At 64.5% G+C, this 11,211-nt stretch carries 12 protein-coding genes; 6 read left to right on the forward strand and 6 right to left on the reverse strand.

What is annotated here, in order from left to right:
* Positions 1-96: 96 nt before the first annotated feature.
* The 3 genes from BI344_RS07930 to BI344_RS07940 all read left to right on the forward strand — a co-directional run bounded on the left by BI344_RS07930 (position 97) and on the right by BI344_RS07940 (position 3,257).
* A complete protein-coding gene (locus BI344_RS07930) occupies positions 97-1,881 on the forward strand; it encodes an acyl-CoA dehydrogenase C-terminal domain-containing protein (RefSeq protein WP_071112431.1) in 1,785 nt (594 codons plus the stop codon).
* Between the two features lie 196 nt (positions 1,882-2,077).
* Positions 2,078-2,704, forward strand: coding sequence for a DUF5610 domain-containing protein (locus BI344_RS07935; RefSeq protein ID WP_071112432.1), 627 nt, complete (start codon positions 2,078-2,080; stop codon positions 2,702-2,704).
* Between the two features lie 25 nt (positions 2,705-2,729).
* Entirely contained in the window at positions 2,730-3,257 is a 528-nt protein-coding gene (locus tag BI344_RS07940; RefSeq protein WP_071112433.1) for a DUF5610 domain-containing protein, read from the forward strand.
* 70 nt (positions 3,258-3,327) lie between these two features.
* Here BI344_RS07940 and BI344_RS25785 read toward each other — a convergent pair whose 3' ends face one another.
* From BI344_RS25785 to BI344_RS07955, 4 genes are all read right to left on the reverse strand, one after another.
* The gene (locus BI344_RS25785; protein ID WP_275638044.1) at positions 3,328-3,672 is read right to left on the reverse strand and encodes a dehydroquinate synthase/iron-containing alcohol dehydrogenase family protein; all 345 of its coding nucleotides are present in this window, start codon (positions 3,670-3,672) and stop codon (positions 3,328-3,330) included.
* Positions 3,666-4,481, reverse strand: a complete 816-nt coding sequence (locus BI344_RS07945) for an iron-containing alcohol dehydrogenase (protein WP_277620436.1) — start codon at positions 4,479-4,481, stop codon at positions 3,666-3,668. Before BI344_RS07945 ends, BI344_RS25785 begins: the two co-directional genes overlap by 7 nt.
* A gap of 192 nt (positions 4,482-4,673) precedes the next feature.
* Entirely contained in the window at positions 4,674-5,351 is a 678-nt protein-coding gene (locus BI344_RS07950; protein ID WP_071112434.1) for a YecA/YgfB family protein, read from the reverse strand.
* 90 nt (positions 5,352-5,441) lie between these two features.
* Positions 5,442-7,130 carry an AMP-binding protein gene (locus tag BI344_RS07955; protein WP_071112435.1) on the reverse strand — a complete coding sequence of 563 codons (1,689 nt, stop codon included), beginning with the start codon at positions 7,128-7,130 and terminating at the stop codon, positions 5,442-5,444.
* Between the two features lie 115 nt (positions 7,131-7,245).
* Between BI344_RS07955 and BI344_RS07960 the strand changes: the two genes are divergently transcribed.
* The gene (locus BI344_RS07960) at positions 7,246-7,638 is read left to right on the forward strand and encodes a MerR family transcriptional regulator (RefSeq protein ID WP_071112436.1); all 393 of its coding nucleotides are present in this window, start codon (positions 7,246-7,248) and stop codon (positions 7,636-7,638) included.
* Positions 7,639-7,710: 72 nt separating this feature from the next.
* Positions 7,711-8,232 (forward strand): GNAT family N-acetyltransferase, encoded by a 522-nt coding sequence (locus BI344_RS07965; protein WP_083370126.1) that lies wholly within the window; start codon positions 7,711-7,713, stop codon positions 8,230-8,232.
* An 88-nt stretch (positions 8,233-8,320) separates the two neighbouring features.
* Here BI344_RS07965 and BI344_RS07970 read toward each other — a convergent pair whose 3' ends face one another.
* Positions 8,321-9,208, reverse strand: coding sequence for an EamA family transporter (locus BI344_RS07970; RefSeq protein ID WP_071112437.1), 888 nt, complete (start codon positions 9,206-9,208; stop codon positions 8,321-8,323).
* A gap of 116 nt (positions 9,209-9,324) precedes the next feature.
* Between BI344_RS07970 and BI344_RS07975 the strand changes: the two genes are divergently transcribed.
* Positions 9,325-9,837 carry a MarR family winged helix-turn-helix transcriptional regulator gene (locus BI344_RS07975; RefSeq protein ID WP_071112438.1) on the forward strand — a complete coding sequence of 171 codons (513 nt, stop codon included), beginning with the start codon at positions 9,325-9,327 and terminating at the stop codon, positions 9,835-9,837.
* A gap of 108 nt (positions 9,838-9,945) precedes the next feature.
* Here the strand turns inward: BI344_RS07975 and BI344_RS07980 are convergent.
* A partial coding sequence (locus BI344_RS07980; protein ID WP_071112439.1) for a M4 family metallopeptidase occupies positions 9,946-11,211 on the reverse strand: 1,266 nt, incomplete at its 5' end.

The following is an 11,211-nucleotide window of genomic DNA, read 5'->3' on the forward strand; positions in this document are numbered from 1 at the left end:
ACAAACGTTTGAATTAACCCGCCCCAGGTCAGGGGTCATCATAAAACGTATCGCCCTGGCACGCACCAGGCCGCACCAACCCACCGGAGAAACCGAATGCCTGTCTACAAAGCACCGCTGCGCGACTTCGACTTTGTTCTCAACGAGTTGATCAAGGTACAGGACGTCATCCCCGCCCTCCCCGGCTACGAAGAGGCCACGCAAGACATCTTCAGTTCCTATCTGGAGGCGGCGGCCCAGTTTTGCGAGTCCGAGCTCGCGCCGCTCAACCGACACGCGGACGAGGAAGGCTGCCAGTACGACAGCGCCACCAAATCGGTCACCACGCCGGCCGGCTTCAAGGAAGCCTACCGGCAATACTGCGAGCTCGGCTTCCCGGCGCTGGACTGCGACCCGGCCTACGGCGGCCAGGGCATGCCCAAGAGCCTGGCCTTCCCGGTGATGGAGATGCAGTGTTCGGCCAATGTCGCTTGGTCGATGTACCCCGGCCTGTCCCACGGCGCATACTCCGCCATCCACGCCCACGGCACGGAAGAACAGAAAGCGGCTTACCTGCCCAAGCTGGTGGACGGCAGCTGGACTGGCACCATGTGTCTGACCGAGCCGCACTGCGGCACCGACCTGGGTCTGCTCAAGTCCAAGGCCGAGCCCAACGGCGACGGCAGCTACCACATCACCGGCACCAAGATCTTCATCTCGGCCGGCGAGCACGACCTGTCCGACAACATCATCCACCTAGTGCTGGCGCGCCTGCCGGACGCGCCCAAGGACGTAAAGGGCATCTCGTTGTTCATTGTGCCCAAGTTCCATCAGGACGGCAGCCGCAACGCCGTGTCCTGCGGCAGCCTGGAACACAAAATGGGCATCAAGGCCAACGCCACCGCGGTGATCAACCTGGATGGCGCCAAAGGCTGGCTGATAGGCGAACCCAACAAAGGCCTGTCCTGCATGTTCACCATGATGAACGCCGCCCGCCTCGGCTGCGGCATGCAGGGCCTGGGCATAGGCGAAGCTTCGTTCCAGGGCGCGCTGGCCTACGCCCGCGAGCGCCTGCAGATGCGCGCGCTGGCCGGCGCCAAATTCCCGGACAAGGCGGCCGACCCCATCATCGTCCATCCCGACGTGCGCCGCATGCTGCTGACGCAAAAGGCCTATACCGAGGCCGGCCGCGCGCTGACCGCCCTGCTGGCGCTGCAACTGGACATTGAAGACAAGCATCCGCAGGCTTCCGCCCGCGCAGACGCCGCCGATCTGGTGGCCCTGCTCACCCCGGTGGCCAAGGCCTTCATGACCGACAACGGCTACACCGCCGCCAATATGGGCATGCAGGTGTTCGGCGGCCATGGCTACATCCGCGAATGGGGCATGGAGCAGCTGGTGCGCGACTGCCGTATCTCGCAGATCTACGAAGGCACCAACGGCATCCAGGCGATGGACCTGCTGGGCCGCAAGGTGCTGCTGGACCAGGGCGCCAAGCTGCGCAAGTTCACCAAGCTGATCCATACGTTCTGCCAGGCCCGCGAAGGCGACGACAAGCTGGCGGAATTCGTCGCGCCGCTGTCCAAGTTGCTGAAGGAAGTCGGCGAAATCACAATGGGCGTGGGCATGGCCAGCATGCAGAACCGCGACGAAGCCGGCGCCGCCGCCAGCGACTACCTGCGCCTGATCGGCCACCTGGCCTACGCCTGGCTGTGGGCGCGGATGGCCGAGGTGTCGTTCGCCAAGCTCGGCCAGGGCGATGACGCCTTCTACAACGCCAAGATCTGCACCGCCCGCTTCTATTACGCCAAGCTGCTGCCGGAAGCGGAGGCGCTGAAAGCCAGCATCAAGTCCGGCGCCAAGCCGCTGATGACGCTGGAAGACGAACACTTCGCCTTCTAAGCCGCACGGCTGCGCCGCAGGCCGCCTTTCCGCCCGGAAAGGCGGCCTGTGTCTTTTTCTTGCGCAAAACTACCTAAGTTTCGTCGTCCAGCCCCAAGTTTTCCGCGCCGCGGCCGAAATCATGATCATACTTACGTTGTCTTCTCAACCCGCCACAGCGCACCAGACAGCAACGGCGCGCCGACAGGAGTCCGTGATGTCGATATCATCCTTGAACACGTCCCAGACCGGCCAGAGCAGCAGCGCTAACCAGACCAGCGGCTACAGCCCGCAGGACGCGCGCAACCAACTCAACTCGGTGCTGGTGGAATCCTTGAGCGTGTCCATCAGCAGCGGCAAGCAATCGCAGACCCTGCTGTTCCAAGCCTCCATCACCAATATCAACCAGATTCTCAACGCCGACGCCGCCAAGCAGAACGGACAGCAAAACAGCGGCTCGCTCCAGATCAGCAGCACCCAAGTGAGCATCTCGGTACAGCAAAGCGGCCAGAGCGACGACGACAACTCGCCGCAAGCCACCTCCAAGCGCATCCTGGACGGCGCCACCAGCCTGTTCGCCCTGTACAAGCAGCAGCATCCGGAATTGAGTTCCGATCAGCAGGCGCAAAACTTCGTCGGCCTGATCCGCCAGGGCTTCGAGCAAGGCTATCAGGAGGCCACCGGCGTGCTCAAGAGCCTCAATGTCTTCAACGGCGACGTGGCCAGCGGCATCCAGCAGACCCACGATCTGGTGGAACAAGGCCTGGACGCCTTCCTGCAGCAGAACCAGTCCGCCAGCACGCAGTCGTCGCAATCCGCCGCCAGCGACAGCGCCGGCAGCTGAATGGTAAGCGAGGGGAAAACGGGCAATGGCAATTAATGACGAAATCATCGTCGCGCCGATAGGCGGCGTCCATCCGCGCGCGGGAGGGACTGGCGGCGCGCGCGGCGTGCATGCCCTTGCCCATTTCCAGGGCCATGGCGGCGGCGGCCAGCAGATGGACGACAGCGCCGACATCAGCCTGAGCCATGGCAGGCAGGCGGCGGCGCTGCTTTACAGCGCCACGATGGACCAGATCGCCCAGTTGGCCGGCCTGGATGTGGACCCCGCGCAGCTGCAGGCGGGCGCCATCCCCGACGGTAGCCACAGCCGGCACCTGCTCCTGGGCATCGTCGCCTTGTTTGAGCACTACCGCGGCAGCCACCCCCAGCTAGCGGCGCAGGACGCGCAAAAAATCTTCATCCCGATGGCGCAGGCCGGACTGGAACGCGGCTACCAGGAAACCTGCCAAGTGCTGCGCCAGCTGAATGCCTGCCCGCCGGCTACGGCAGGCCATCTGCAAGCCCTGTGCCAGCTGACGGGCCAGCTGCTGCGCGAACGTTTCGGCCTGGACTGAGCCGCCGCGGACGAAATCTGCCCATAGACGGCGCCGCCAAGCCCCGCCTCCCGGCGCCTCGGCAGAACAATCAGCGGCAGAACGCCCGCACGATGCGGCCGATGCGCGCCTCATCCAGAATGCCCCGCTCCCCCAGCTGCAATTGGCCAGCCCGCCGCATCAGCGCCAGCACGCTCTCCGCCGCCGCCGCGTCCGACACTCCCGCCTCGCTCAGACGCACCGGCATGCCCAGCCCGCGGTACATCCCCACTATCCGCTCTATCACCTCTTCCGCCGCCAGCTCTGGCGCGTCGAACACCCGCGCGCCCACCTGCCGCAACTTGGCGGCCTTGTCCAAACAGGACTCGCGCAACAACGACGGCTGCACGATGGACAGGGTACGGCCATGGTCGATGCCGTACAGCGCGGTCAACACCCGCCGATGCCATGGCTGGCCCAGTCCTGCGGCACGCCCAGGCCGATGGAGCCTGACAGCGCCTGATTGGCCGCCCACATCATGTTCTGGCGCCAGTCCGGCGTATGGCGCTCATCGAAACGGCAGGCCAGCTGGTATAGCGCGCGCAGCACGGCCTCGGCGCAGCCATCCTGCACCAATGCGCCCACCGGATAGGTCAAATATTGTTCGCAGGCATGGACAAAGGCGTCCACCACACCGTTGGCCAGTTGCCGGTCCGGCAAGGTTGCCAGCGTATCCGGGTCGAGAATGGCGAAGCTCGGGCGCAACAGCGGCGAACGGAAAGACAGCTTTTCCTGGCTGGACAAGCGGGAAATCACCGAGGTGCCGTTGCCCTCGGAGCCGGTGGCCGCCAGCGTCAACACCGCTCCCAGCGGCAGCGCCGCCGTCACCGGCGTCCTGCCGGATACCAGGTCCCAACCGTCGCCGTCGTACAGCGCCGCCGCGGCCAGGTATTTGGCGGCGTCAATGACCGAGCCGCCGCCCACCGCCAGGATGAAATCGCGCTGCTGTTCGCGGATCTGCGCCACCGCGCCGGCCAGCGCCTCCTGCGAAGGGTTGGGCGCCACGCCGCCGAACTCGGCCCAGTCAAGCCCTTGCAAGGCTTGCCGCAACTGGTCATAGATGCCATTGCGCTTGATCGATCCGCCGCCATACAGCAGCAGGATGCGGGCCTCGCGCGGCAGCAGCGAGGAAAGCTGGGCCAGCTTGCCGGCACCGAAGCGTAAGCGAGTGGGATTGTGATAATCGAAGACGAGAGCGGGATTCATGATTTTTTCCTGTTTCAGCCAGGCAGCTGCGCCAAAGCCGGCATGCCATCCAGCCAAAATGTCATGACAAAAACATCTTCACGGCAAAAAATCCGCTCCCATCCGAAAACTGGCGCATCGGCGGCCACGGATGCGGCGGCAAATGAAAAAAGGCGGACCCCAGTCCGCCTTTCACGCCATCAGGCTTACCGCTCAGTTGCTGCCGCAGCAGGCCTTGTACTTCTTGCCGCTGCCGCACGGGCACGCGTCGTTGCGGCCCACCTTGTCGCCTTCGCGACGCACGGTGGAGGGAGCCTGTCCCTTGGCGCGCCAGTAGGCGAACACCGCGTGCAGGGAATCGGTCAGCTCTTCCTTGTAGCCTTCCACTTCCTCGTCGGTGAAGGTCAGCAGGTCTTCGCCGTCCTCCTCTTCGAAAGCGCCGCCCAGCACCAGCATCGGCATCATCAGGCTTTCAAAGCCTTCATCCTCTTCCGCCACTTCGAACCAGTCGGTATCGACCAGGTCCAGCGCGTACAGGTAGGCGTTTGTCCACGGCCAGTAGTCGGGCTCGCCCTCTTCCTCGCTGTCCTCTTCCGCGTACAGGATCATGTCCAGCTCTTCGCCGGCGGCCAGAACGTCGCGGGTGGTGTCGAACAGCTTCTGCAGCAGGGACTTCAGTTCGGCTTCATCAGCCTGATTGGCGAAAGCCGGCGCGTCGCCCAACACTTCCGGCAGCCAGAAATCAGTATCGACCTCGTCCGGCCCGCTGACCAACGCGGCAAAGAAACCTTGCACTTCGTCCGGGCGCATGGTGCTGCCGCTGGCAGACAACGGGGTCAACAGCGTTTCGAGACGGGCCAGGTCGGCATCGTTGAAAGCGGTAACGGTCATGATGTATTCCTCAAGGTGAATCAGGTCTGGGCGCATTGTAAGCCAAAAGCGCTGTTCTAGCCGGCATTTTGCTGCCCCGTTTGTCCGGAATCAGGCCGTTTGGACATCCGGCAGACCCAGCTTTTCCAGCATCTGCCGCCTCATCTGGTACTTCTGGATCTTGCCGGTGACAGTCATCGGAAATCCATCGACAAACTCGATGTAGCGCGGGATCTTGTAATGGGCGATCTCGCCCTGGCAAAAGGCGCGGATCTCCTCCGCCGTCGCCGTTTCGCCGTCGCGCAGCCGTATCCACACGCACAGTTCCTCGCCGTAACGCGCATCCGGCACGCCGACCGCCTGCACCTCCAGTATCTTGGGATGACGGTAGAGAAATTCTTCTATCTCGCGCGGGTAGATGTTCTCGCCGCCGCGTATCACCATGTCCTTCAGTCGTCCGACGATATTGACCGAACCATCCTCATGCATCTCGGCCAGATCGCCGCTGTGCATCCAGCCGTCGGCGTCTATCGCTTCGCGGCTGATCGCCTCGTCGTTCCAATAGCCCAGCATCACCGAATAGCCGCGCACGCACAGCTCGCCGCTTTGTCCGCGCGGCACGGCGCGGCCTTCGGCATCGACGATCTTCACTTCCACATGCGGATGGACGAAACCCACCGTGCCCACCTTTTGCGCCAAAGGCGTGTCGACGGCGCTTTGCAGGCTGACCGGGCTGGTTTCGGTCATGCCGTAGCAGATCGTCACTTCGGCCATGTGCAGCTGCGCCAGCACCCGCTTCATCACTTCCACCGGGCAAGGGCTGCCGGCCATGATGCCGGTGCGCAGGCTGGAGAGGTCGAATTCGGCGAAGCGCGGGTGCTCCAGCAGGGAAATGAACATGGTGGGCACGCCGTGCAAAGCGGTGCAACGCTCTTCCGCCACCGTTTCCAGCACCGCCAGCGCATCGAAGCCTTCAGCGGGCAACACCATCGCCGCGCCGTGGCACAGGCAACACAGCGTGCCCATCACCATGCCGAAGCAATGGTAGAGCGGCACCGGAATGCACAGCCGGTCCTCCTCGCTCAGGCGCATCGCCGCGCCGACAAACCAGGCGTTGTTGAGGATGTTGCGGTGCGACAGCGTGGCGCCTTTGGGCTGGCCGGTGGTGCCGGAGGTGAACTGGATGTTGACCGCCTCGTCGAACTGCAGGGTCTCGCCCAAGGCCTGCAAGGCCGCAAGCTCCCCGCTCTCCGGCTCGGCCAGCAGCGCGGAAAACGGCAGCATGCCTGGCAGCGCCTGCTGGCCGATGCGCACCACCCAGCGCAAATCCGGCGCCCGCGCGGCTTGCAGCCGGCCCGGCTGGCAATGGTCCAGCTCCGGCGCCAGCTGCCGCATCATTTCCACGTAGTCGCTGCTCTTGAAACTGGGCGACAACACCAGCGCGCGGCAAGCCGTCTTGTTCAGCGCGTATTCCAGCTCCGCGCGGCGGTAGGCCGGATTGATGTTGACCAGCACTAGGCCGGCTTTGGCGCTGGCGAACTGCATCAGCACCCATTCGGCGCGGTTCTGCGACCAGATGCCCACCCGCTCCCCCGGTTGCAGACCCAGCCGCAACAGGCCGCAGGCCAGGCTGTCCACCCGTTGCCGCAACTCGGCGTAGCTCCAGCGAATGCCCTGCTGGCGCGCGAGCAGGGCCGGCCGCTCGCCATGACGCGCGCAGGCCTGGTCGAAGAAACGTCCTATGGTCAACTCCAACAGCGGCGGACTGCCGGCTCCCTGGGCATAGCTGGCCTGCTGCATCTGCGGCTCCCTGTTTCGTGGCGAAAAACACAGGTTGACGATTACGTAAACGTAAATCAAGCTTTCATCAGCTGGCGTGGGAAAAACGCTACAATCGCCGCCTGAAGGAAAACATATGAACCAAGCCGAATTTTTCACCATCTCCGATCTGGCGCAAGAATTTGACGTCACCCTGCGCACCATTCGCTTCTACGAAGAGCAAGGGCTGATAGAACCTCAGCGCGACGGCCGCCAGCGCCTGTTCTCGCGCCGCGACCGCGCGCGCCTGAAGCTGATCTTGCGCGGCAAGCGCATCGGCCTGTCGCTGGCGGAAATCCGCGAAATCATCGACTTGTACCAGTTGGCCCACGATGAGGCCAGCCAGTCGCAGAAGCTGCTGGACCTGCTGCTGGCGCGCCGCCGCCAGCTGGAATCGCAGCGCCAAGACATCGACGCGGTGCTGGATGAAATCGGCACGCTGGAGCGCCATTGCCGCCAGGTCATCGCCAGCGGCGAAGCCACCGCCTGAATCGCGCCCGGCTATTGCAATGTCATTTGCCGTTGGGCAGAATGGCCGGCCGTTCCGCAAGACTATGCCGCCATGCCCAGCCCGTATACCGCGCCGCTCAGCCTGCGCCACCTCATCCCCGATGACGCCGCCGTTTTCTGGCGGCTGACCGACAGTGTGGCGCGCGAACGCCGCTATCTGGCGTATCCGGAATTCTCGCAAGCGCAATCCGCCGCCTATGTCAGCCGGCAGTTGGAACAGAACGCCCCGCACCTGCTGCTGTTGGATGGCGACCAGGTGGTCGGCTGGTGCGACATCCAGCCGCACGCCAGCCCGTTTTACCGCCATGGCGGCGTGCTGGGCATCGGCCTGTTGCCCAGCCACCGCGGCATGGGACTGGGCGGCTGGCTGCTGGAGAATACGCTGGCAGTCGCCAGGCAGCGCGGTTACCGCCGGGTGGAGCTGACCGTCCACGCCGACAACTTGCGCGCGCAGCGCCTGTATCAACGCCATGGCTTCAAACTGGAAGGACGCAAGCAGAACGCCATCTGCCTGGACGGCCATTTCCAGGACGTGCTGCAGATGGCGCGCTGGCTGGCGGACAACGCTTCCTGACCCGCCCGGCAACAGCACCGCCGGCTGGCCGGTTACGCCGCCCAGGCACCGGCAAGCGGCGGCAAAACTGCCGGCATCGGGCCCGGGTTCAGAACTGCCTGGCCGGCACGGCCGCCGCCATATTCCATTGCACCACAAGCACGCTGGCGAGCACCGTCACCAGGCCCAGCAGCGACAGCGGCGACAAGGCTTGTCCCAACAACAGCCAGCCCAGCAGCACCGCGGTCAGCGGGCTGAGCAGCCCCAGCGACGACACCGCCACCGGCGACAGCCGGGCAATGCCGCGGAACCACAGCAGATAGGCCAGCAGCGCGCCAAACAGCGACAGATAGCCGTAAGCGGCGATCTGGACAGCGCCCAATGCCGGCAACGGCGCATCCAGCCGCCAGGCCAAAGGCAGCAACATCAAGCCGCCCAACAACAACTGCCAGCCGGTCAGCGCTGTTATCGGCGCCGCCAGCCGCCAGCGGCGGGTAAGGAAGGTGCCGCAAGCCATGCAAACCGCGCCGCCCAGCGCCGCCAGCACGCCTAGCCCGTCCCAGGCCGAACCCGGCGACAGCAACAGCGCAGCCATGCCGGCGATCCCTGTCAGGCTGGCCGCCAGCGGCCAGCCTCCGGGACGGTTGCGATCCAGCCCCCAGGCCAAACCCATCACCAGCAATGGCTGGATGGCCCCCACCACCGCGGCCAGGCCGCCGGGCAGGCGGTAAGCGGCGACAAACAGCAGCGCCTGAAACGCGCCGATGTTCAACGCAGACAACCGCAACAACTTCCCCCAGTCGCCGCGCCGCGGTAGCCAGCGTCCGGCCAGAACCAGCAGCAGGCCGGCCGGCAGCACCCGCAGCAGCGCCGCGGTGAACGGCCGATCCGGCGGCAACAGCTGGGTGGTCACGATATAGGTGGAACCCCAGACCGCGGGGGCCAGCGCAGTCAGCGCCACATCGCGCCAATTGCTTGTCGATTTTGCGGAAGACATTATGGGCAGTCCTTTCCATCCCGAATATAATCGGCAGATACTTAGCTTGAATTCAAGATAACATTTACCTTGAATTCAAGGCAAATTCATCTTGAATTCAAGAAAAGGATAGCGCAATGGAAGAACCAGGAACCCCGGATGCGGTGGACACCATCCTGGCGCAATGGCGGCGCGAGCGGCCGGATCTGGACGCCAGCCCGATGGCGGTGATAGGCCGGATCAGCCGCTGCGCCGCGCTGCTGGGGCAAAGACTGGACAGCGTGTTCTGCCAATACGGGCTCAGCAGCTGGGAGTTCGACGTGCTGGCCACGCTGCGGCGCAGCGGCGCGCCCTACTGCCTGGCGCCGACCGAGCTGTTCTCGTCGCTGATGGTCACATCGGGCACCATGACCCACAGGCTGAAAGTATTGGAGGGAAAGGGCTGGATTGCGCGCGAGGCAAGCGCTCAGGACGCGCGCAGCACGCTGGTGCGCTTGAGCGCGGCCGGATTCGAATTGGTGGAGCGGGCGCTGGAAGCGCACGTCGCCAATGAACACGCGATCCTGGCGGCGCTGCCGCCCCGCAGCCTAGACGCGCTGGAAAAACGGCTGGCGGAACTATTGGCCAGCCTGGAGCAGGCCGCGCGCTGATCTCGGCCAGCCCAACGGCGAGGCGGGGCCATAGATGGACGAAGAACAACGGCGGCCGAATCTCTTCGACCGCCGCCTGGAACCCTCCGGTTCGCCTCGGCCCTTGACTCAGGCGGCGCAAGCCACCCCGACGCCGGCGAAAGACTGGACGACGTCGATCCGGCGGTAGCCGCGCGCCTCTGCCGCCCGCATCACACCGCAGGCGGCGTCATTGAACGTCGAAGTGCTGGTCCAGTACAGACGGTTGGCGTCGGCGAACACCTCGAACGCCTTGCGGGTGTTCCAGCCCGGACGGGTGGCGAGCAGATAGAACGCCTTGTTGTACACGCCGCTGGAATAGTGGACATCCATGCCGTCGCGATAGTCCTTGGCGTGGCTGATCGAACGGCCATCCCGGCTCGGGTCGGCGAAATAGCGCAGCGCGCCGCCCTTCTTGAAAATTTCCGCGCCGACCAGCCAGTCGTTCCGTCCCCTCAGGTAGTACTCCGCGGCTTCGCCGGCCATGTCGGAGAACGCCTCGTTGATGCCGCCCGACTGTCCCTTGTAGGCCAGACCGGAATTCTGCTCGGTGAACCCGTGGTGCACCTCGTGCGCGATCACGTCCAGCACCGCCAGCGGGTAGAACCGGCGCGAGCCATCACCGACATACAACGCCTGGCCATCCCAGAATACCGCCTCGGATCCATGGCCATAATGCGCTTTGACATACAGTTTTTGCCGCAGGGGCGCGGAGCCGAACCAGTCCTTGTGCATTTTCACCACGGTATTGCCGAAGAAATGCGCATCGTTCAACGGCGAATAGCCGCCGTTGACTTCCCCATAGTCATTCGTGGGGCAGGCAAACTTGAACGGCACGCTGCCGCTGGTCCCACCCGCCAGATTGACGGTCGCCACGTCGCCGCTATCCATTCGGCAATCGCTGGTGACGATCAGCGGGCCATAGTCCTTGCCATAGAAGTACTTTCCGGTGCCGGCGTTGCCGCCGGGCCCGCCCGCCTCCGCATGGGCCAGCCCCTCCCAGCGTTGCAGCACCTGCCCGTTATGCGCATCGATGATGAAATTGGGACGGCTGGGGCCCTTGCCGCTCTCCACCACAAAGGAAACCAGATACACCAGCTGCGCCACGTTGCTCTCGTTCAAGCGTACCGCCAGGTCGGCCTGCTCGTTGCGCGTAGGATAGCCATTCGCGGTCAAGGCCTTGGCCTGGGCCAGCGCGGCGTCGCGCTTCACAGTCGGCTGCGCCGAGGCCAGATCGGCCTGGATCCCGGCGATATAGTTGCCGCTCAATTTCGCCGGCTGGCCGGCACGCGTCTCCTCCACTACCGCTTCGCCCCATACCGGCACGCCCAGATAGTACTGCTGGTAACGGGTGAC

The sequence above is a fragment of the Chromobacterium sphagni genome (assembly GCF_001855555.1).
In the GTDB taxonomy this organism is placed as follows: domain Bacteria; phylum Pseudomonadota; class Gammaproteobacteria; order Burkholderiales; family Chromobacteriaceae; genus Chromobacterium; species Chromobacterium sphagni.